Below are 22429 nucleotides of genomic sequence, written 5' to 3' on the forward strand. Positions count from 1 at the left end.
CGAAATCTGGTCGCAATATTTAACCGCGAACCGAAAATGGCGTAGCCGAGCGACATCCGAAAATCTTTACCGTATACTACAAATACCGTTGACCTGACTTGGGTCTTACCGAGTCAGTTGACCGTCCAGCGCTGAGTTAATTGCAGAAGACCCTGCCGCCCGTCATTTGCATTTGAACGATCGGGAATCAAATAGATGAATCGTATTCAAGCCATCTTGTTCGGAATGATTTGTTGGACGTCCTTGGTCGTACCCCTTTCAGCAGACCAGGCTGACGACGAAGCAATGATTCGCAAGGCTGTTCAAGACTACTCCGACGCATTCAATGCTGGGGACGCGAAGCTATTGGCTTCGATGTGGTCCCCGGACGCGGTTTATACGAATCCTGACAGCGGAGCGCAGGTAGTTGGCCAAACCGCGATCGAATCTCAATTCTCAGGGATCTTCGCTGCAAACCAAGGGATCAAAATTACAACGACGACCGATTCTGTGCAATTTATTTCACCTACGGTCGCTGCCGAGTTTGGGACGGCTCGTATTCTTCATCCGGAATCAGATCCTGAAGATACCCAGTACACAGCCATCTACGTCAAACGAGATGGTAAGTGGCTGCTAGATCGAGTCACAGAAGAAACTGTTCCTGTCGCTTCGACTAACTATGAACAGTTGAAACCGTTGGAATGGATGATTGGTTCGTGGATAGATGAGGACGAAGACACCACCGTAGAAACGACGTGTGAATGGACCAAAAACCGTAATTTCATTCGACGGATGTTTGCGGTCAGTGTTCGAGATCGCATTGAAGTATCTGGTATGCAGATCATCGGCTGGGACCCGTCGACAAAGCAAATCCGATCCTGGGTGTTTGATTCAGATGGTGGCTTCGGCGAAGGAGTTTGGGGCCAAAAGGGTGACGCCTGGCAAGTCCAAATCCAGGGAGTGGCTCCTGATGGAAGCAAATCGTCTTCCGTGAATATGTTCCAAAAGATTAACGACGACTCGTTCACCTGGCAATCGGTTTCGCGCGTCGTCGGCGGTGAACTATTGCCCAACGTAGATCCTGTCGTTGTCCGCCGGAAGTTAATGGACTAGTTGCACCTCAACGAAACCTACCAAATAATCCAATCGATCTATTCTGAGGCGGTGAAATGAAACGATCCTACTCTCTCATGCTTGTGACGCTTGCAGTGAGCCTGCTCGTTGTGAATGATGCCTCTGCGAGAGGTGGTCGCGGTGGAGGAGCTCGTGGAGGTGGATTTAGCAGCGGGGCTAGTCGACCGTCGGTCAGCCGTTCGCCAGCGGTAAGTCGTCCCGCGCCAAGACCTGCATCTCGACCATCAAGTCCAAGTATATCTCGGCCTAGCGTTTCCCGTCCGAGCGTCACACCTCCTAGACCGAGCACTCGTCCCGCGGGAGGTGCAAGTCGTCCTGGTAGTTCACTCGGTTCACGGCCTGGTGGCGCGAGCGGGGGAGGCCGCCCAAGCTCTAGTGACGTTCAAAAGTTTCTGGGACTAGGCTCGTCACCGGGGTCACGTCCAAGCAATCTTCCGTCAGGAACGCGCCCAAGCACGCTCCCTGGTAACGCTGCTGGAGCGATAGGAGGCGCTACGGCTGGAAGTGCTGCAGCAGATTTCCTTCGAGACTCATCTTCCCGTCCAAGTACGTTGCCTGCCGAACGCCCCGGCGCGGGAAATCGGCCAGGGGGAGATAGACCGGGGATTGCTGATCGACCGGGCACAGGGGACCGTCCAGGAATCGCCGATCGTCCCGGCCCAGGCGAGCGGCCTGGATTAGGAGATCGTCCTGGGTCTGGGGAAAGACCTATCGCTGGGAATCGTCCCGATCGAATTGATAATCGAGGCGAGCGTCACGAGCATCGACAAGAGCGAAGGGACGAGATACGTGATCACGTTCACGACCATCCAATTCGTGATTTCTGGTCCGATCATCCGCTATGGGGAGCCTGGGCAATAACACGGCCATTTCGCTGGGCCGCATGGTCTGGAGTAACAGGTTGGGTCGACTATGGTTGGTCGGAACCATATTACTACGAGTACGGCGAGAACGTTTACTACGAAGATGGCTCGGTCTACTACGGAGATCAGGTTTACTGCACCGAAGCAGAGTATGCCGCTCAAGCCGAAGAGATCGCCCAAAGTGCGCCTGATATCCCTGCGGAAGAATGCGAATGGATGCCACTGGGTGTCTTTGCACTGACCGAAGATGGACAGAGTGAAGGACCTGACCCAACTCTATTTCTACAATTGGCAATCAGTAAAGAAGGAATCATTTCCGGAACGCTGAATAACACCGTTACGAATGAGACACAAACCATCGAAGGCATGGTTGATAAGAAAACGCAACGATGTGCTTGGAATGTCGTCGGAAAGTCGCGTCCTATCATGGAGGCGGGCATTTCCAATCTCACGAAAGATACCGCACCAGCACTGGTTCACTTTGCAGATGGGACTACCCAGCAGTGGCTTTTGGTGCACTTGGACGACCCTGACGCCCAAAACCCTTAAACAACTACGGACGATCTATCATGTTGAGGTATCGAGGATCGGTTGCCACGACGGCGACGTTGCTCCTAGCAATTTTAGGGTGCGGTGCTCCGCCTGCAGAGGCTCCACCAATCCGACCCGTTCGGACCATTCAAGTCGGAAACTTGACGGCCGTTAATAGTCGAGAGTTTCCTGGACGGGCCAAAGCCAAAGACGAAGTCGATCTGTCGTTCCAGGTGTCAGGGCCACTTGTCTCAGTTCCTGTCGATGTCGGCGACCTCGTCAAAAAGGGACAAGTGATTGCGGTCATCGACCCCCGCGACTTCGAGGCTGCCTTGGCAAGTAATCAGGGTAACTTAGAGCGTGCGAAGGCAAATCTATCCGCCATGGAAAGTGGGGCGAGGCCTGAAGAAATCGCCCAACTTACGGCAGCGTTGGAACAAGCCAAATCTATTTTCGAGCAGGCCACCGCAGAGCACAAACGCAGTGAAGATTTGATCAAGTCGAAAGCCATCTCGCAGTCTCAGTTCGATATCACGCTGGCTCGAATGGAAAGTACGGCGGCTGATGTCCGAAGTGCTGAAGAAGCGCTCAACATCGGGATGAAGGGAGCGCGAGAAGAAGATCTCGAAGCGAAGCGAGCCGAGATTCGAGCGTTGGAAGCGGCAGTAAAATCGGCGAAGAATCAATTGGACTACGCGACGATGACAGCTCCGTTTGACGGTGAAGTCGCGGCACGATTCGTCGATAACTTTCAGACCGTTCAGGCCAAACAGCCCGTCTTTCGCTTGCTGAATACAACTCAAATCGAAATCACCATTCAAGTTCCGGAAACGCTCATTTCCCTGGTTCCGCAAGTGAAGAAGGTCTCATGTCACTTCGATGCGTTTCCTGGAAAGGAGTTCTTCGGCAAAGTGACAAAGGTCAGCCGCGAAGCTTCGCAGACGACACGTACTTACCCGGTAACGATCGAGATCGATCAGCCTGATGATATTCAGATTTTACCTGGTATGGCTGCGACGGTTCGTAATCATCCTGTGGAATCGGATGACGATGTTCCTGAAGAGCTAATTGTTCCGACGAATGCATTGTTTACTCCTTCAGACAGTCCACAAACGTTTGTTTGGATTGTCGATCCAAACACGAGTAAAGTCGCACGTCGTGAAATAGAAACTGGAGGCCTCACCCCAGTCGGTATTACCGTTTCTGACGGCTTAACGAGCGGAGATCTGGTCGTGATCTCCGGCGTTAACTCTTTGCGTGACGGACAAGAAGTCAAACTTCCTAAATAGCTCGAAGCAGGAAATTCAGTTCCTGTCGTTTAACGTGAATGGATCGTCCATGAGTTTGGCTGCGTTGTCGATTGAAAAACGAGCTGTTGCCTACTTCGGTGTTCTCTTGATCATCGTCGGAGGAGTCTTCTGCTATTTTCAGCTTGGTCAATTGGAAGACCCCGAGTTCTCTGTGAAAACGGCCGTCATCACGACGACCTATCCTGGGGCAAGTGCCGAGCAGGTGGAACTGGAAGTTACTGACCGGATCGAAACCAAGCTCCAAGAAATGACGGAATTGAAGAATGTTTATTCCAATTCACGTCCTGGGCTTTCCATTATTAAAGTCGATATCAAAAGCAATTATTGGTCAGACCGGCTTCCGCAAGTCTGGGATGTACTCCGAAAAAAGGTTGCAGACGTGCAGCCAACTTTGCCCAGCGGGGCCGGGAAGCCCGTCGTTGGCGATGACTTTGGTAATGTCTATGGCTTTCTTCTTGCGGTGAGCAGCGATGGCTTCAGTTACGCCGAACTGGAGAAGTACGTCAAAGATATGCGGAAGGAATTAAGCGTCGTCAAAGGAGTCGCTCGCGTCGATTTTTGGGGCGTACAAGAGAAACGTGTTTACCTGGAAGTCTCCTCTGCGCAACTAGCCGAACTGAACCTTACCCCTGCCCAAATCATTGATACTCTGCAGGGGCAAAATCTGGTTGTTGACGCAGGCGAAGTTGATTATCTGACGCAGCGAATGCGCATTTCACCCACCGGCGAATTTGGTAGTCCTGAGGAAATCGGTGATCTGGCGATCGCAGGCGTTGTTGATGGACGGGACGAGATCATTCGTATCCGTGACTTCGCGACAGTCCATACTGGTTACATCGATCCGCCTAGTCATATGCTCCGTCACAACGGGCGACAAGCCATTGCACTTGCCATCGCTCCTTCCGCCGGTGAGAACGTGGTCGAGGTAGGTAAAAGAATTGACCGACGCATCAATCAGCTCCTTGCTGATTTACCCATCGGGATCAACGTCGAGCGGATCTCGTGGCAATCTGACCAAGTTGCTGAGTCCATTCGGTCGTTCATGGTCAGCTTGATCGAAGCCGTGGCTATCGTCCTGGCGCTGCTCGCCATAACCATGGGAATTCGGCCTGGCATTATTATTGGAATCAGCGGTTTGGTCTTCCCTATCCTGGGAACATTTATCGTTATGGCCATCATGGGTATCGATTTGCACCGGATATCTCTAGGGGCACTCATCATTGCGATGGGGATGATGGTCGATAATGCGATTGTGGTGACCGACGGGATCATGGTCCGTATTTCTCAAGGCATGGATCGCAAGAAGGCTGCGATAGAAGCAGCAAGCGGTCCTTCGATTCCTTTGCTGGGAGCTACCGTCGTTGCATGTATGGCGTTCTTTCCAATTTTCGCGTCCAGCTACGATACGGGAGAATACGCCGGTAGCTTGTTCACCGTCGTTGCCATCTCGCTTCTACTGAGCTGGCTTTTCTGTCAGACCATCGCTCCATTGCTTTGTATCGCGATGCTACCTGCGCCTAAGCAAAGCGGCACCACCGCGGAGCCTTATCAGAGCAAGTTCTACCAGTTGTTTCGAGGCTTACTGCGATGGACGATCCGATTCCGGATTTTATTTTTGGGAAGCATGGTCGCACTGCTGCTTGTCGCCGTTGTTGGCTTTCGCTGGGTGCCGCAACTGTATTTTCCTGACTCAAGTCGATTGCAGGTCATGATCGACTATTGGGCGCCTGAAGGAACGAGAATTCAGCAAACCAGTCTTGATGTTCAACGAATCGAAGATTTTGTTCAGCAGCATGACGCTACGGCATCTGTCAGCACTTTCATCGGTAAGGGACCACCTCGATTTTATTTACCTGTCAGCGCTGAAGATCCGTATTCCTCCTACGCACAGATTATTATCAATACGAATTCGCTATCTGGCGTCAATGAACTAGTTGCCGATACCGACGCTTGGGTTCAGGAAAATGTCCCCGAAGCGATGGTCCGTGTCAGAAAGTATGCCGTTGGTGCTTTCGACGATTGGAAGGTTGAAGCACGGTTTAGTGGTCCAGCGAATGCCGATCCAGACGTCCTTCGCCAGTTAGCTGAAAAAGGTGCAAACATTCTCCGTGATACGCCGTCGGCCAAGGAAGTTCGGGTAAATTGGCGCGAGCCAGTCCAAGTTCTTTCTCCACAATTCAATGAAGAACGAGCCCGATGGTCTGGCATTTCTCGAGAAGATCTTTCGCGTGCCATGCTCCGTGCAACGGATGGTGTTGTCGTGGGCCAATATCGCCAAGAAGACGATATCGTTCCCATTGTCGCGCGGAATATTGAATCTGAACGAGAGCAAGCCGCCACATCGTTGGATGAATTATTGATCACGCCAAAATTTGCGACGCATGCTGTTCCCGCTTCTCAAGTTATTGATGGTGTCGAAGTCACTTGGGAGAACCCTCTGATTTGGCGCTGGGATCGCCGTCGGGCAATTACCGTTCAATGCTCGCCTGACAACGTGACCGCACCTACGCTCCGGAATGAGGTTTTGGCGAAATTCGAGGCTATTGAACTCCCACCAGGCTACCGCCTCGATTGGGATGGCGAGTATTTAAGCGCGAAGCAGTCTCAGGAGGCGCTGGTCCCAGGGATTGTCCCCGCGTTCGTTGTGATGCTTTTCATTTTGGTCGCACTCTTCAACGGCTTCCGGCCTATGATGATTTGCATTGGTGTAATCCCGTTTGTGATCATTGGGATCACCGGCGGTCTCCTGCTTACCAACACGCCGTTCGGATTTATTGCGTTGCTCGGAGCGATGAGTCTCTCCGGGATGATGATTAAGAACGTGGTGGTCTTACTAGATGAAGTCAACGCAAATCTGGGGAAGGGGTTAACTCCGTATCATGCGGTTGTCGAAGCGGCCGTGTCGCGATTGAATCCCGTCGTGAACGCGGCTGGTACGACCGTCCTAGGAGTGTTGCCGATGTTGCAAGACGTCTTCTGGGTGGCCCTAGCTGTAACGATCTTCTTTGGTCTGATCGTAGGAACCCTTCTCACAATGGTGATGGTGCCGACGCTCTATGCTTTGCTGTACGGCATTGCCGTTCCAAAATCGGAGCAGTAGTGGCTACGATCAGTTACCCGCCTGCAGAGCTTTGCCTCTTGGGTCGGGTATGGATTAGTGAGCATTTACGACCGCAAATTGACCCGGCTGGCAGTTAGGCCAGCTTGTCCGGTTCAAGGGCATGGTGGCTTTTCAGCATCGCAATGAATCCTGGCTCCAGCATCTGCTTCTTGTCTTTTAAATCGCGCAGCATCTCGTTGGAAAGAGTCGTATTGGCATGGAAGTACCGTACGATCTTGTTCATTTGGACGAAATCAATCCGATCAAAATCGTCAGGCTCCGACTTGCCCTCGACGATTGGAGGATGAATGGTGCAATTGGTCAAGTGCGTGCCGAGTTCGGCATCAAGGGCGTAGATCGGAGAAGTACCCTTTTCAACTTTGGGTCGCAGGGAACAGTTATCCAGTACCAACTTCCCTTTCAACGGCCCGGTCTGAGATGCCGTTAGCCGGTCGATCTGGCAGTTGGAAATGCTAACACTCGCGGCGCTTCCGCCCAAATACATACTAAGAGGTGAACACTCAGTAATTCGGATCCGCGGGTAAAGTCCTCGGTCTTCGGCATATTTTGTTTCACCCGTGCTTCCGAGGCGAAGATGTGCACTGTCAGGGTGATCCGGGGCAGATTCTGCGATATCCTCCAACTGAATATTCTCGAAAACCATTTGGCAATTGGCCTGAAGTAGATCGCCGTTGAAGTCCCCCTTCTGCGATAGCGTGTACCCGTAAGGATCAGGGACGTTAATCAGACGAACTCCCTGGCTACGTCCCCGCACGCTAACATTGCGAACCGCGATCAGGTGCGGGAAGAAGGTACCGCTCTGGTTCTCCTCGGTATCTTTCATCGCAGGCAAGTTCAACAACCAAACTAACGAGCGTGATTCGGGGAAGTTACTGTAGTCAACAACTAAGTTCTCGATCGTAATCGTACGTGCACAACCGATTGGGTAACCATAGTCGAACTGCGAAGGGTGGCAATAGACAACAGTCGCGGGGCGGTCATGAGGAGGCACAAGTCGACAATTGCGAATGTGAATATCGCCATCCCATTTCGCCCCAAAATCGCGCCGCAGATTTATCAGCGAATTGCTATGCTCAACCGTATTCTCTACGGTCAACGTTCCTCCCCCCGTTACCGATATGCCCCGCATTCCGATAATCGAATCTTGGATCGTCAAATTCCAACAATGAAAGTGGACATCGACCCGGTTCAGTCGGCAATTTTCGATCCGAAAATTCTTGTTGATATTAGTCCCAAAGACTCCCCAATGAAGCCAGGTGCCTTCGGCCGTTAAGTTTCGGAATGTGCAGTTAAGCATTCTCCCGCCACTGATTCCGTACGTTCCTGCTGCGACGCGTTTCTTGGGATCAGACCGATTTTGTTCCCACGGAATCAGTCGAATGTTTTCCAGAACGGTATCGTATACCCGGCTCAGACTATAAAAGCCGCTCCGCGGTTGCATCGATGTGTCGCGCTGGCCAGGCTCAAGTCCCATCCACTGATTACGGATGATCGTGCGACTTCGCTCTACGCGAAACCCATTGCTGTAATAGCCGTTGTAAGTATCGCCAGGTACGTCACCGGAAAGGTAAAACCCGCCGCCTTCGATCGTTAAATAAGAATCGTCGCAAGGATAGGCCGTAAGCGACGTGTAATCCTTAAATTCCCAAGCAATGTCTCCCACGATTCGTCCATCTTGCTCGACGTAGAACAGCTCTTCTCGGTTCCAAGATTGTCCCTTGTATTTGCTTCCCGCTCGAAATCCAATCTGATCATTTTTGTCGACAAAACTCACAAGGCAGTTTTTGTAGGGTGCTAACTCAGAAATTGCTGCCACGCCAGGCCGAAGTTTCTTGAGAAGCGAAGCTTTCTGCGAATCATCCAAGTCGATTCGTTTCCCAGGCGATCCGCTTTTGACGACAAAACGAGGCTTCGCTTTCTCGTTAAACTTTTCGTTGATATGGAAGATCGTGTTACCCCAATCCACATTGGTTGTGATTGGAATGCTGTTCGTCTTCTCAATCCAGAATTCACCAGAGCGATGGATGACAGGTATCTGATGTTTTTCAGCAAAGACGTGGGCACGTTTAATCTGAACGCCATCGTCGCTGGTGCCATCTGCTTTGGCACCGAACATGTGATAGTTGATGGGCCCATCTGGAAGTAAGCGAGCCTGCAGATCGTTTTTAAGTGCAATCACATCTCCATCGTTCGCGGAACGATCTTTATCGGCTTCTTTGACGACATAGAATGCACTGCCTCCGTCGCCTGGGGCAAAGTAGCCTAAGGTACAGATGATCGTGTCACGTTTCAGATCGTTCCACTGTTTCATATCCGCGACGGTCGGCAGAGAGTAAAACGGTTGATCCGTTTCGCTACTGGAAGCTTCCGAGGCGGACATCGCCAAGGCTGTCTTGTTTGCCCATGCGAACCCTCCCATTCCCAATAAGGCGAGGGCCGTTCGACGTTGAAACGTTCTATCTGATTCAGAAGCGGAGTTGTCAGGGGTGGGCATCGATTCACTCTATCCAAGCAACAGGCAGATTGGCGGGAAGGGCAGGGCGGGCGGAAGTTAAGCAGCGTCTAATGCAACGTTATATACTGCGAGTGTTTCCAAGCTAACGTAACCATTCATCCAGGTGGGTTTGAACGAAATCGTCATCGTGTAGATGAGGATAGGCTTGGTGGACTCGGTCTATTTCCTCTTTTTGTCCAGACGTAAGACCGATATTGCGATCCAGCAAATTTAGGTTCTCGAGTAACCCTTGCTTCTGAAGAGCGTAATGAATACCGACCACGCATCCATGAAAGTTATTTCGAGCATCAAACAATGCCGCGTTACAGTCAGTGACCTGAGATGCAAGTGTCAATAAACGGGAAGGAATATCAACTTCCTTCCACGTCGCTTTACACTCCTGTAGCAGCTCCACGGCACATTTGGTCCAACATGCCCAGTGTCCAAGGAGACCGCCAACAATCCGGAGCCGCGTGGGATGTTGCGGGGCTCCAACTTCGTACTCATTTAATAAATCGAGGACGATGTTATCGTCATTGCCTGTGTAAAGGGCAACTTCGTTGGAACGCCCTGATTCAGCGACAGCACGCACAACCTCGAGTGTTTTATACCGATCAAACGGAGCAATCTTTATTCCAAGCAGATTAGGAATACAGGCCAACTCTCGCCAGAATTTGGACGACAGTTCACGTCCTCCAACGGCTGACTGCATGTAGAAGCCAAAGATAGGAATTTCGGCTGCTACGGACTCGCAATGACGGACGAGTTCCTCGTCGGTTGAGTTCTTTAATGCAGAGAGCGAAATCATCCCAACATGATAGCCCAGCTCGCGAGCGATCCGTGCTTCGGAAACAGCCTGGTCCGTATCACCACAAATACCGGCTAGAAGCACGGTTTGACGATCGGTAGTTGCGTCGCAATTTCTCGCCGTCTCGGCAGCCAGTTCCAATACCGGCTGAAACAGCCCGTATTGCGGCTGACGAATTTCAAACTGAGTCGTGTGAACTCCTACGGCCAAGCCGCCTGCCCCAGCAGCGTGATAGTATCTTGCTAGCGCACGTTGGCGTCGCTCGTCCAATTTGTAATCGGAAGTCAGTGCCAGTGGGTGAGCAGGAATAGCAATACCAGAGCGGATAGCGTCCATTACCCACGGCTGAGGTAACGGGAAGCGGTTGTAATGCGTGAGTGAAGATGCTTTAGAAGGCTCCATTGCGCACCTCGAAATGCGTTGGTTTGTTGAGCAGACGTCCGTCGCGTGAGACCCAATTGGCAGTTTGCTGGAGGATGGTATTGGTCGAAGTCTCCGGTATTCCTAGCTGTCGCCACGTTTCAGTGGAGTTACTCAACAGCGCGGTTGGAGCTTCTTCGCCGACGAAACTGACTTGTTTTCCTATCAGCTTTCCGAACTCTTCCGCGATACTTCGCACAGACAATGTTTCTTCGCCGGTCAAATTGATGACATGCGACGGAGAAGCGGCCAAAGCCAAACTCCGAAGAATCGCATCGTTGGCATCGCCTTGCCAGACGCAGTTTAGATATCCGCAAGTAAGGTCGATCGGAGTGCCTGACTGAACTTTGGTTGCGATATCGACCAGGACGCCGTAGCGGAGGTCGACCGCGTAGTTGAGCCGAACCAAAACGACTTCAGTGCCATTAGCGACGGAATAATGCTGAAACACTCGTTCACGACCGAGGGCCGCTTGAGCATACTCGCCGATAGGGCCAACAGGATCTGTCTCACGCGAACCGCCAGATTCGATTGGCGAAAAAGGATAAACGTTGCCCGTCGATAAGGCCACAAAGCGAGAGCGAGGAAATCGCTCAAGGACATTCGCTGGGACAATGGTATTGGCCATCCATGTCTGCGATGGATTGGTACTCGTCCCGAATTTTGAGCCTACGAGAAAGATGATATTGTCAGCTTCCGGCAGTTGTTCGACAGAAGCACGATCCAAAAGGTCGACCTTATGGGTGCAAACGCCCTGGTCGTTTAACCACTGTTCGGATCGACTATCGGAAAAGCGACTTGCCGCAATAACCTGACAGTCGGATCCTGCTTCGGTAACGGCTCGACGAGCCTTAACCGCAAGTGATGGTCCCATTTTACCGCCAGCCCCGAGAATCAAAATATCTCCGCGCAACTGACGCATGAATTCGATCAATGCTTGGCTCGGCGTGGTCAGCCATTGGTCAAGTTGATCTTCGTCGTTGATTTCAATCATGGGCGATTCTGAGTCTGTCATACCGGTGGTCTCTTTCACGAATGGGAACATGCTTTGGTTCGCATGTCTGCCGAAAAGCGGAAAACGGCAGCTTCGTCAACGGCCGTTGGACGAGTAAGTTTATTCAGCAAGTTCGACTTCGTACTTGCCTGGGTTGGCTTGAAAGTAGATGGCGTGATCTCCCTTTTTCACTTCTGCGCGAATAGCCGGTTGCCCGTTGTCGCTTGAAATGGTCCAGTGCCCAGATTTCAAGCCAAGCAGGCCTACCTGACGCTGAGAATCGTCTGGTATTCGCAGAGAAAACGAATTCTCGACGAACCCTGAGTCGTTGCTCATGACGACCAATCTATCTGCAATGGCAATGACGTACGTTTCCTCTTGTTCCTGAAAATCGACTGGCAACGGTTTCGAGTTACCGTCGACCATTTGTAACACCGTCAGGAAGCGATCCCGTTTGGCGTCGTCTTTTGGCGAAACCATAACTCTGTAGCCGTTGGCCTCAGGCGCTGAAGATGGCGGCGGGTCAAGCTGCATGCCAAAGACGTTTGTCGCATCGCTGCCGCTGAGCACTTCAATAGTGCGATTGTTCGCAGCCGGTTTAAGAACGTGCACATGCGTCTTTCCTTCAAGTTCCTTTCGCTGGTTCCAAAGGATGAATCCATCGTTCGTCACTTGCGGTTCGTTCAGCGTATTGATTTGCCAATACTTCTGGAACTCCGGCTTCGCGGTCGTCATATCGTCGGTCAGAACGATAACCGCGGGAACGTCACTACGAAACATGTTGAGAAAGCAAAAGCCGCGACTATAGTCCGCCATCTTCTTTGAATAGGCCTTCGTCAAGTTCGCTTTGAAGTAGCTGAAAAGCGGTTTGTCGGTGGATGGCCCAATGCTGGTAGCAATGACTTTCCCGTTATCGAACCACGGATTGCTAAGGACTTCTTTGGGAGTCCGCGGAGCCACTTGGTTGTAACGCGTGCCGCCGTCGTTCGACTCGGCTCTTCGAAATGTTTCGTCCGGGTCAACAGCAAGCATCATGCTATGGGCGATCGATCGCTTGTTGAAGTTACGATCGTACGGGGTGCCGTAGAACTTGTAGAGCCCCAGATCCGCGACTTGAAGTCCTCGGTAATAGACCTGTAACGATCCAGCATCCGAGTGCTGATGGTTTCCGAAGAGATAGCCACCTCCCTTGATCTCAGCGACCACGTCGTTGCTATCGAGGCTGATGTCCCACCCGGTTCTGGCAACCATCGAGCCCAACACCGGCCCAAAGTCTTTTGTCAATGGAAGCGACTCGAGGCTTTCGATTGGCTCCAGTGTTGGATCGTTCAACAGGAGGAACATGATCGGGTCACTCGCCGGGCCGCCCTGTCGGTAGAAGTCCGCCTTCAAGATCGGGTCCTGGGCATAGGCGTACATCAACAACATCGTTCGAGGGTACTTCCAATAGTTGAATCGTCCATCGGAGACGCCACTCGAACCATCGCCGTCGCGAAGCATCATTCCATCCGGCATTCTCATGTACTGCCAAAACTTGCGTACTTCCTTGATGTTCTCATCGAAGGCCGGTTCGCCGGTCATGCGATAGAAGAGCCACGCGCCGTGCATTTCCCAACCGAACCGAAACGCTCCGTAACTGACGCCCTGGTTGTATCGCGGAGACTGAAACTCAAACTTTCGCATGGGAACCAAGTGTTCGAGAATCACGTACGATGTGTACTGGTACAACGTCGGATCTCGTTCATACAGGGCAATGCTCATGCTCAACAGGTCGCGATTGATCTGAGCCTCGGCGCCATGGCCGGTGATGATCGTTTGGCGGAACGGTGGCCAGCCACACTCCATATCCATTGCCAATCGCATGAGATTCTTATGCAGCGTGGCTTGTTCGTTGTCACTAAGCAGATCGTGGCACCAATCGAACACAAGCGAACCGGTGTAAATGGCGCGGCCAACCTCTCGAGTAATGTCGAGAATGTTGCCAAACTCAACACGCTCGAGGTAATCGTTCATCAACTGAACCGCCTCGCGACCAACTTTCTCGTCACCGGTCATCAAGTAGTAGAAGGCTTTCGTTTCAGCTGCCTTCTCTAGCGAGGCATTGTGCGGCGTTTCTTCGTTCTCGGCGAACGTAATCTCAAACGGTTGTGTCGCCGTTCGAGCAAGCTTATCCCAAACCTCATGGTGCTCATCAGATTTCAATCGAGAACGAATAAGCGGAAGAGTTTCTTCGTTGCACCATAGTCGTGGATGACTTGCAGGCGGCGTCCACTTAGGACGATAGTCTTGTGCAGCTTCAGGAACTGCCGGGGCGACGTAGGGCTGAATCGTGACATATCCAAGGCGAACACCTTGAGGCAGCCAGATTTTCAGCTTCTGCTCGTCACCGTTAAAGTGGAACTTTCCCGTAACCTGGTGTGGCCGATGCCAAGGAACGTACACAACACGTTTCGTTGGACGTGTCTCATCGACCTGAAGCTTCATGAAGAGTGAGTCATATTTACCTTTCGCTTCCTCCATGAGCTTATTCCCATGGTCATCGACAACGGCAAACGTCCGTATCAGGTAGATGCCTTTCGTAGGTGCTTTGACAAGGAATGTCGCGTCAGGCTCTTGGCGATCCGTGGCGACGCCTGCGTCAGCGTTTTCTTTCAACGTAATTCCAGGCAGCCCCTCCAATCGCTCATCCTCGACGAGCTCGGCATATTCTGCAGAGACATCCGCGTTGCTGGCGATCAGTTTGGTTGCCCCACTATCCGAAAGCTCAATTACCTCGGCAGCCTCACAAGTGGTTCGATCCAACAGAAGAACAACACTCGCGCAGAACAACAGTGTCAGGAAACGTTTTAGCATTTTCTAATCCTAAAATTCTGGATTGAAATGGTTGCGGGCGACGTTGGGTGGTCGGTCGTGCGTCGCCTAGGCGGGGGAATCGCGAAACGGCCGGTTCAATGAATCGACATCTCGCAAGCTCGTATCTCTGGAATGTTAGCGGCCATTCGCCACAATCATGATGTCACGTGGCATCATAGCAAGGCCATTTGTTTTTGTCACGAGTAATCTAGATCGCGGCTAAGAAATGGTTTCCGATTAGCCTGCAAGAGGGGCAGGTGCGACGTTAGTTGTTGAACTTGCGAGGAGGCTCTAAGACCGTTTACCGGAATTCGTCCTCCTGCGAATTTTGGCTGCATGAACAGCCAATATCCCAGTCCAAAGATGCTGGAAGGAATGTCAACCTCGTGCAGCGTAACGCCGAGCGATAGCACTTGCGAAGGACCATATGCTCGGCTACGGTCAATTATTCTGATGAAGCTTCGTCCACTCTTTTATTATGCACACGACAACCCATGAAACTTGCTGGCATACTCCACCTGCTGATTTACCTCGTTATTGCTCTGGGTATTATCCTGACACATTCGCAAGTTTCCGCGGATGAGGTTCCACCGCCGAAAGCGGCCCAGGTATCAGAGAGTGAGTATGTCTTTCCCAATGCAGAAGTTTTTGATCTGAAGTCAAAAGAAGGTCGGGAGTATCGGATATTTGTCGCAACGCCCGAAGGGAACACCGTTCCTTCGGATTTACCAGTGCTTTATGTACTCGATGCGAATGCTTATTTTCCTCTGGCGGCCAGTTTAAATCGCTTGCGATCGCGAGGCTCGGTGGGTGGAGCGATTGTCGTTGGGATTGGCTATCCATCGGATGGACAGTTCGACATGCAGCGTCGAACGTTCGACATGACAACGAAAGCAGATCCGGCTAAGCTGCCCCCATCGCGAGGCGGTCGAGGTTGGCCGGAGTCTGGCGGCGCGGACCAATTTCTTAGTTTCATTGTCAACGAACTGAAACCAAGAATCGTCGAGAAGTATTCGGCAAGTTCCTCGGATCACGCGATCGTCGGCCATTCCTTTGGTGGACTGTTTGTGATGCATGCCTTCTTCACCCAGCCTAATGCATTTCAAACCTACATTGCGATCAGCCCGAGCGGTTGGTGGAATGACTATGCACTTTTAACCGCTGAAAGACAGTTCGTGAAGAACGTCCAAAGTTTGGCCGCGCCCAAAAAGCTTTTTATCGAAGTCGGCGAATTAGAGTTGGCCGGAAATCAAGGACCTGCCGCGGCGTTAGACCCTACCGCTGCTAGTACCGCCTTTGGAACGACGGCCGATTTCGCGAATCGACTGATGCAAATTAAGTCGGATAAGCTGGAGGTGAAATATCGAGAGTTCTCAGGTGAAAATCATGGTACGGTTGTTCCGCCTGCATTGATCGAGGCATTTCACTTTGCGTTCCCACAGTCACATCGCTCCGGTCCAATGCGTCGACGGGAAACAAACTGAGATACCGTTCCTCGGCGGGCACTTAAGTGACTACGGTTAGTCCGTAGAAGTATGTCATCGAGCCAGAGAAGGCAAATGCGTTGGTTGAGAGGCATCCGATCAAGACAGATACGTCGTGTCGGTCAAATACACAACGCTTGGAAGAACAGTGGAGATAAGCAGTGACGGCCTGGTGTCGCAGATTCGCACCAGGCCGTTCGCTTTCTAGAAAAACGCAAGCTTACTGCGGCAGGACTTCAAACGTTGCTGCATAGCTTAATCGTCGGTTTTGTGCTTGTGTAATGGTTGTGTTTTCGTCTTGGAAAGACGTTTCCAACCAATACATGCCAGGCTCTTTCCATTCGACGGTGAATTCGCCTTGGGCATTCGTCTCGACGTGCTGGTCCTCTTGGGCGTCGCGATAGCGCGTTCCACCGCGAATGACTTCAACTTTGAGACCAGCCATTGGCTTACCGTCTACCAGGAAACGGAACGTCCCCTTTTCGCCAGCGTACAGGTCGTTCGGATGGGTGATAGGAACCAACTCGATACCTTTGCCGGTTGACTCGAAGACTTTTTCCGTTGGTCCACCATTGGTCACATACGTTTCAATGCGTCCGATACTCTCCGAAACTTTTAGATTCGTCGCGTTGGAAGGAACTTCTTTTGCAAAAGATTCAGGTGTGCCGCGCCAACGGCGACGTTCGCCATTTTCTTCCCAGCTTCCGAACAAGCCATGGTTATCGATCGCAATGCGGTAAGTCCCTTCCTGCTTCAGAGGAACATCGAACACGCTGCGATATCGCAAAGTGGCTTGATTTTCAGCTTCGACCTTGGAACCATCAGGTGCCGTCACGGCCAAATTGGTAAGCTGCAGTGGGAAGTGATTGAAGTAGAACAAGTCATTGGAAACGGCCGCGTCGACGGTAACGAGCGGTTCGGCACCAGAGAGAACCGTTTGGGATGGCAACAACCAAACTTTGTGAGCGAACGCCGACAGTGGTACGCACATCAGCAAAGCGATCGCCGGAACAAATGAGCGAAGCATTGAAATCTCCTGAGGGGGAAATAGGAAAGACTCTGAAAGTGAAACTTCGACCGATAGAATTAGACTGGGTTACGGCTCAATCGAGAGCGAAACTTTGCCTAACTCCTCTTTACCGCGCACTTCTTCTTTGAATGATTTTTGAACAGGCCAAGTGAATGGAATTTCAAGCAATTCTCGGCCGCCAACTTCGCGCGCCGCTTCGACGATGAGGGTGTAATCGCCAGGCTTGAGGCCAGACAACTGCTTATCGGATTCTGAGAATTTCAGATCGTGAGAGCCAGCAGGACGCGTGGCTCCGCTTACACCGTCGACAGGAAGATCGAGACTTCGACCGGTTCGTCGCCACCACTGCCGAAGATCGGGAAGCCACTTCGTGCCGACTTCATCACCTGGCGAGTCCATCTGGTACCAGACGGCCAAATTGGCAGCAACTTTGCGGTTGCCGTCCTGAATCCACACCGCAATGTAAGGGCGATGGTACTCCGACACGTTCAGTCTGGGGATCTCAACACTCACTTGCAATTCCGCCGCGTAGGACGTCGCAGTAAAGATTAAGAGAAGAATGAACGTTAAAAACATTGGTGGTTTAGCATGCAGCATTTAATGATGACTCCTGAAGGAGAACTCGCTTATTTCTTAATGAATAAAAAGCATTGCCAAAAGCAAGGGGAGAATCAGCCCAAGGGTGACCAAAGGCCAAGTCATCCGACGATGGCGTGCGTGAAAGTAAAGAAGAAACAATCCGGTGATGCAGAAGATCAGCGTGGCGACCGCAAAAATGTCGATGAACCACTTCCACGCAACTCCGGTGTTGCGACCCTTGTGCAAATCGTTGAAGTATGAAATCCAACCACGGTTGGTATGTTCGTATTCAACGAAACCAGTTTCACGATCAATTGCCAGCCAGGCATCTGAGCCGGGGCCTTGCATCGACAAGTAGATTTCTTCTTCCGACCATTCCGCAGGACGAGAGCCGACCGTTTTGCCAAATTGACCGCTAAGCCATTTTGATAATTCTCGGGGAAGCGGGGCATCTTCTTCCGTGGTTTGTTCGTTCAAAGAAACCAGCATGTCCGAGGGAATCTCGGCCGTCAGCGTCGTCACGGTTGGTTCAACGGTAATCTCGCTGGGATGATTGAGCGTGATGCCAGTGATGGTGAAGAGCAGCATTCCGACCAGGCTGATTGCCGAGCTGATCCAATGCCACTGGATCATCGTTCGCATCCAGTAGGCGCGGCGTTTCTTGTCGCGACTGGCTTTTTCTTTTGCGTCACTCGTCGTTGAGGAAGTCACTTCTGCCAACGTAAGCTCTCGACCAGGAAGGTGGTGAGACAGGATCTCAATAGTGAAAGTCCTAGCGAGTCTATACCGTTAGCGCGCAATTGGCAAGCAGAGTAACCAAATCAAACTTTGCGCCGAGTTTGCGCGAAGTCTGCGCGAACCTTGCCCAAAGATTACTTGGCTAACGAATGACTTGCCAGCTAAACATTGGGGCGATATCTTAGGTTATTCACAACTTGTTTCTCATAGCGACTGCCAAGCCACATCTACCAGCTAGGCTTAGCCATTTGGCAATTTCTGAAAGTGCGTTTTGGAATTTTATTGTCCTGAACGTTCCACTTCAGTCGCCCTTGTGATGCCGTCGATTGCGCCAACTCGTAACATCACAATGACTTAGGTTCATGACAGGAAGTTTGTCTCGAAAGCCCGTTTGACGATTCGTATAGCCCCGATTCGTTGGACAAGAATTCGCCATTTAAACGGCTTTCGTCGTCCCATTGCATCCGTGTTTGATCGAAGGAAGAAGAATGTCGAACGAGACATCCCCAAACCAAAACGCCGCCGATTCACCCCCATTACGCACGGAAAACCTCGTAAAAACGTTCCGCCAGGGAGCGAACCAAGTCAACGCTTTGAACGGCGTTACGCTCTCCGTTCAATCGGGTGAATTCACCGCAATCATGGGACCGAGCGGTTGCGGCAAAAGTACTCTGCTGCATGTGATGGCAGGGCTTACGCGTCCTGATACCGGATCGGTTTTTGTCGAAGGTGAGAAGCTTTCGAGCTTATCGGACGCCAAGCTGACCGATTTTCGACGTCGCAGAATCGGCTTGGTGTTTCAGCAGTTCAATCTGGTCACCGCATTGACCGCCATCGAAAACGTAATGCTGCCTCTCTTGGCGGAAGGAAGCCGTCCGAATGTCGATGCAAAGCAGCGAGCCACCCAGCTTCTAGAACGCCTCGGTCTTGGCGATCGCCTCGGACATCGGCCCGATGCGATGAGTGGTGGCGAACAACAGCGAGTCGCGATCGCTCGAGCATTGGTGACGGACCCCGCAATCATCTTAGCCGATGAGCCGACAGGTAGTCTCGATTCCGGAAACGGAAATGCGATTTGTTCGCTTCTAAAAGAACTCAACGAAGAAGAAGGGCGAAGCATCGTAATGGTGACGCATGAACCTGCGGTTGCGGCATGGGCAAATCGTATCGTCGTTATGAAAGATGGAACAGTTTGTTCTGACTGGAAAGCGGAGCAGGTACCGGATGCCCAGTCTCTCGCGATTCGCTATCAGGAGATCGTCTCCGGCCAAACAACGGTAGGTGCTGTATGAGCTTGTCTTGGAAGTTGTTTGTCGCCCACGCACGGCAGCAAAAAGTACGATTACTCCTGACGGCGTTGGCAATGATTGCCGCAATTGGTGTCGTTCTGTGGGTTGTCTCAGCATATGAAGCGATCGCGTCACAATTTGACGAACAAACCGACGACTTTATCGGCAATTACACAACGTTCGTTGTGCCCAAAGATGCAGATCAACAGATCTCACCGGAAGTTATCAGTGCCGTAGCCAGCCATCCGGCTGTAGAGTCGGCCAATCCTGTTACTCAATTCAAAATGATGTTTCGACGGGCGAATCCATTGCCTGATGCAGGGGCACCTCCGCGACGGTTTTGGCCGAGCGTTGTCGGAACCGATTCGCCCGAATCTCGCTACCCACTTATGGAAGGGAGATGGCTCGACCCTAACTCTCAAACTGAGTCCGTTGTCAGCAGCGGAGTATCTGATGCACTCGGGCTGAAACCAGGGGACGCAATACGATTCAGAACAGTGAACGGTGAAGTCGTTGATTTGGATGTCGTTGGTATTGTTCAACAACCTGAGTCAGAGGTTGAGTTTGCCATGACGCGTACCAAAGGCGGAGCGCCTGGCGGCGTGAACCGAGGCCCCGCTTCGCTGGCTGCCTACGTTCCAATGCAACTCGTGCCAACACTTACTGGTGATACGCACCCAACTAATCTGATCGAAGTCCGTATGCGTCCTTCCAAGACAGCAGATGTTTTGGAGGATGCAATCGCATCTGCGAATCCGGCCGTTGAGCTACTTCGTACAGATGACATCCGCTCGAAGATCTCGTCTGGATTTGAAGCGGAAGGGGCACGGAAACAGGCATACTTTGTGACCGCACTGTCCATCCTGGCATCTGCGTTCATCATTTTCACGACGTTAAGTATGGGCGTGAACGAACGCGCTCGACAAATGGCAGTACTCCGTGCGGTCGGCCTTCGACGATTTCAAGTCGCGCAGCTGGTCTTCGTCGAGGCACTTGTCCTTGCCGTCTTTGGTTGGGTCGGCGGATTGCTTGGAGGCTGGATATTGCTTCAGCTTCTAGCCAATGCAACGCCATCGCTCTTTCCCAACGGAGTGCAGTTGGGTCTTGCGAGCATACTGTTGACAGGATTGTGCTCGTTTCTTGGAGCCATACTAGCTTCAATACTTCCTATTTGGAAAGCCACACGGATCAGTCCATTGGAAGCCATGGCCCCGACACCGATGCGACCAAAATCTGGTCGATGGTACGTTATGGCGACTGTCGTTAGCCTGATGCTAATCGCGATCAATCCTTTATTGGTTTATGCGGTAGGAATGCCGGAAGGGGTTCGATTCGTCTTGATATTGCTGGTAGGCGCGCCAGCAACGGTGCTTGGTTTCGCATTGTTGGCTCCACTTGTCGTACTTGGTGTGGAACGCATTTTGAGCCCATTAATTGCATGGATCATGCGGATTCAAACTGGGCTCGTCAAAAGCCAATTAAGCACCAACATGTGGCGAACGACCGGAATTGCTGCATCGTTAATGCTGGGGCTTGGGCTCTATACCGCAACGCAGGTTTGGGGATATTCGATGCTTGGCGGCTTTATGCCAGGGCGTTGGACACCGGACACGATTGTTAAATTTGCCGAGGGAATTCCAAGAGAGCAATACGAGCAGATTTGCCAAGTCACAGGTATCGACTCGAATCGTTGTCTGACCGCTGCCGTAGAGCAAACGAAGCTTGTCGGCGATCCACTTAAAGCGGCAGAGCGAGATTCTGCCGTTCGCCAGGATAACGTTTCTCTCGTCGGTCTTGATACCGAAAAAGCTTTCGCTGGAAATAACCCACTGTTTCAACTTCGCTTCGTTCAAGGTAACCGAGAAGATGCACTAGCGAAGTTACAGAAGGGGCGATTTTGTTTAGTACCAGATACCTTTGATCGTCTGGCTGGTCTAAAGGTTGGCGATACGATTACGATGATCCCTCCTAACCGTCCCAAGGAGCCCGTCGAATATACGATTGCAGGTATCGTATCGATGCCTGGTTCGAATTGGATAACTAAAACCACAGGTATTCGTCGTCATTTCGTCCGCACCGCAGGCATCGTCTTCGCCCCGGAAGAAGAAGTGCGTGAAGATTTTGCTTTGCCGATGCTTGAATATCTCTGGCTAGACCCACAATCAGGGATAAATGACGAACAGCTAAAGGAAGCTTTGCAGGCCGTTGTTGCTTCAGCAGAAAAGACCAGCCAGCGCGAGTCCGCTCAACAAGGAATTGGCCCTGGACGTCGGGTCGGGGGACTTTCTCGGGATGAATTGCAAGTGACGTCCTTGGAAGATGTTCGCAACAGTATGCGGCGTCGCGGAGGGGCTGCCGTTGGCGCCATGGGGTGGCTTCCACTGATTACGCTTTTAGTGGTGTCACTAGGCATCGTGAATACGATGGCTGCTTCTGTCCGTGCTCGACGCTGGGAGTTTGGCATTCTAAGGGCGATTGGTCTACGCCGACTTGGCCTGGTCAAACTTGTACTATCAGAGGCAATCATGATTGGCTTGGTTGCAAGTGCTCTTAGCTTGCTATTTGGAATATTGACGGGATGGACCTGTCTTGGCTTGGTTCGTTATGTCAGCAATCAATGGTTTGAAGGTGTCAGTACACCGTTGGTTGTTCCGTGGTCGTCGCTCGTGTTTGGCTATGCTCTTACGTTCACACTTTGCTTCCTTGCAGCGTTGTGGCCCGCGATTTCGTCTGGAAGGACAGAACCGCTAACACTTCTGCAAGCAGGTCGTGCATCGACGTAAGTCAATACTTCGCGAACAG

14 protein-coding genes are annotated in these 22429 nt (G+C 51.7%); 7 read left to right on the forward strand and 7 right to left on the reverse strand.

Going from position 1 to position 22429, the window contains the following annotated elements; translation table 11 throughout:
• Positions 1-195 precede the first annotated feature (195 nt).
• From LA756_RS03930 to LA756_RS03945, 4 genes are all read left to right on the forward strand, one after another.
• Positions 196-1092: an SgcJ/EcaC family oxidoreductase gene (locus LA756_RS03930; RefSeq protein ID WP_224438576.1), complete on the forward strand. Its 897-nt coding sequence runs from the start codon at positions 196-198 to the stop codon at positions 1090-1092.
• 572 nt (positions 1093-1664) lie between these two features.
• Positions 1665-2525, forward strand: coding sequence for a hypothetical protein (locus LA756_RS03935; protein WP_224438577.1), 861 nt, complete (start codon positions 1665-1667; stop codon positions 2523-2525).
• Positions 2526-2545: 20 nt separating this feature from the next.
• Positions 2546-3796, forward strand: coding sequence for an efflux RND transporter periplasmic adaptor subunit (locus tag LA756_RS03940; protein ID WP_224438578.1), 1251 nt, complete (start codon positions 2546-2548; stop codon positions 3794-3796).
• Between the two features lie 49 nt (positions 3797-3845).
• The gene (locus tag LA756_RS03945; protein WP_224438579.1) at positions 3846-6917 is read left to right on the forward strand and encodes an efflux RND transporter permease subunit; all 3072 of its coding nucleotides are present in this window, start codon (positions 3846-3848) and stop codon (positions 6915-6917) included.
• Positions 6918-7011: 94 nt separating this feature from the next.
• Here the strand turns inward: LA756_RS03945 and LA756_RS03950 are convergent, their stop codons facing one another.
• The 4 genes from LA756_RS03950 to LA756_RS03965 all read right to left on the reverse strand — a co-directional run bounded on the left by LA756_RS03950 (position 7012) and on the right by LA756_RS03965 (position 14507).
• Positions 7012-9318 carry a hypothetical protein gene (locus LA756_RS03950; RefSeq protein WP_224438580.1) on the reverse strand — a complete coding sequence of 769 codons (2307 nt, stop codon included), beginning with the start codon at positions 9316-9318 and terminating at the stop codon, positions 7012-7014.
• Between the two features lie 217 nt (positions 9319-9535).
• Positions 9536-10642 (reverse strand): dihydrodipicolinate synthase family protein, encoded by a 1107-nt coding sequence (locus LA756_RS03955; protein ID WP_224438581.1) that lies wholly within the window; start codon positions 10640-10642, stop codon positions 9536-9538.
• Positions 10629-11675, reverse strand: a complete 1047-nt coding sequence (locus LA756_RS03960; RefSeq protein ID WP_224438582.1) for an NAD(P)-dependent oxidoreductase — start codon at positions 11673-11675, stop codon at positions 10629-10631. Before LA756_RS03960 ends, LA756_RS03955 begins: the two co-directional genes overlap by 14 nt.
• A gap of 99 nt (positions 11676-11774) precedes the next feature.
• Positions 11775-14507 (reverse strand): hypothetical protein, encoded by a 2733-nt coding sequence (locus tag LA756_RS03965; protein ID WP_224438583.1) that lies wholly within the window; start codon positions 14505-14507, stop codon positions 11775-11777.
• 494 nt (positions 14508-15001) lie between these two features.
• Between LA756_RS03965 and LA756_RS03970 the strand changes: the two genes are divergently transcribed.
• Positions 15002-15991, forward strand: coding sequence for an alpha/beta hydrolase (locus LA756_RS03970; RefSeq protein WP_224438584.1), 990 nt, complete (start codon positions 15002-15004; stop codon positions 15989-15991).
• 220 nt (positions 15992-16211) lie between these two features.
• Here LA756_RS03970 and LA756_RS03975 read toward each other — a convergent pair whose 3' ends face one another.
• The 3 genes from LA756_RS03975 to LA756_RS03985 all read right to left on the reverse strand — a co-directional run bounded on the left by LA756_RS03975 (position 16212) and on the right by LA756_RS03985 (position 18311).
• Positions 16212-17018, reverse strand: a complete 807-nt coding sequence (locus tag LA756_RS03975) for a DUF4198 domain-containing protein (RefSeq protein ID WP_224438585.1) — start codon at positions 17016-17018, stop codon at positions 16212-16214.
• A 69-nt stretch (positions 17019-17087) separates the two neighbouring features.
• Positions 17088-17534, reverse strand: coding sequence for a DUF2271 domain-containing protein (locus tag LA756_RS03980; protein ID WP_261362086.1), 447 nt, complete (start codon positions 17532-17534; stop codon positions 17088-17090).
• Between the two features lie 120 nt (positions 17535-17654).
• Positions 17655-18311 (reverse strand): PepSY-associated TM helix domain-containing protein, encoded by a 657-nt coding sequence (locus LA756_RS03985; RefSeq protein ID WP_224438586.1) that lies wholly within the window; start codon positions 18309-18311, stop codon positions 17655-17657.
• 515 nt (positions 18312-18826) lie between these two features.
• Here LA756_RS03985 and LA756_RS03990 point away from each other — a divergent pair.
• Positions 18827-19630, forward strand: coding sequence for an ABC transporter ATP-binding protein (locus LA756_RS03990; protein WP_224438587.1), 804 nt, complete (start codon positions 18827-18829; stop codon positions 19628-19630).
• Positions 19627-22410: an FtsX-like permease family protein gene (locus tag LA756_RS03995; RefSeq protein WP_224438588.1), complete on the forward strand. Its 2784-nt coding sequence runs from the start codon at positions 19627-19629 to the stop codon at positions 22408-22410. Before LA756_RS03990 ends, LA756_RS03995 begins: the two co-directional genes overlap by 4 nt.
• Positions 22411-22429: the final 19 nt, after the last annotated feature.

The sequence above is a fragment of the Bremerella sp. TYQ1 genome, assembly GCF_020150455.1.
GTDB classification, from domain to species: domain Bacteria; phylum Planctomycetota; class Planctomycetia; order Pirellulales; family Pirellulaceae; genus Bremerella; species Bremerella volcania_A.

What these genes read in the sequence shown, in the direction of transcription:
- LA756_RS03930 (WP_224438576.1), top strand. Translation starts at nt 196, where the DNA reads ATGAATCGTATTCAAGCCATCTTGTTCGGAATGATTTGTTGGACGTCC.
- LA756_RS03940 (WP_224438578.1), top strand. Translation starts at nt 2,546, where the DNA reads ATGTTGAGGTATCGAGGATCGGTTGCCACGACGGCGACGTTGCTCCTA.
- LA756_RS03945 (WP_224438579.1), top strand. Translation starts at nt 3,846, where the DNA reads ATGAGTTTGGCTGCGTTGTCGATTGAAAAACGAGCTGTTGCCTACTTC.
- LA756_RS03950 (WP_224438580.1), bottom strand. Translation starts at nt 9,318, where the DNA reads ATGTCCGCCTCGGAAGCTTCCAGTAGCGAAACGGATCAACCGTTTTAC.
- LA756_RS03955 (WP_224438581.1), bottom strand. Translation starts at nt 10,642, where the DNA reads ATGGAGCCTTCTAAAGCATCTTCACTCACGCATTACAACCGCTTCCCG.
- LA756_RS03960 (WP_224438582.1), bottom strand. Translation starts at nt 11,675, where the DNA reads ATGACAGACTCAGAATCGCCCATGATTGAAATCAACGACGAAGATCAA.
- LA756_RS03965 (WP_224438583.1), bottom strand. Translation starts at nt 14,507, where the DNA reads ATGCTAAAACGTTTCCTGACACTGTTGTTCTGCGCGAGTGTTGTTCTT.
- LA756_RS03970 (WP_224438584.1), top strand. Translation starts at nt 15,002, where the DNA reads ATGAAACTTGCTGGCATACTCCACCTGCTGATTTACCTCGTTATTGCT.
- LA756_RS03975 (WP_224438585.1), bottom strand. Translation starts at nt 17,018, where the DNA reads ATGCTTCGCTCATTTGTTCCGGCGATCGCTTTGCTGATGTGCGTACCA.
- LA756_RS03990 (WP_224438587.1), top strand. Translation starts at nt 18,827, where the DNA reads ATGTCGAACGAGACATCCCCAAACCAAAACGCCGCCGATTCACCCCCA.
- LA756_RS03995 (WP_224438588.1), top strand. Translation starts at nt 19,627, where the DNA reads ATGAGCTTGTCTTGGAAGTTGTTTGTCGCCCACGCACGGCAGCAAAAA.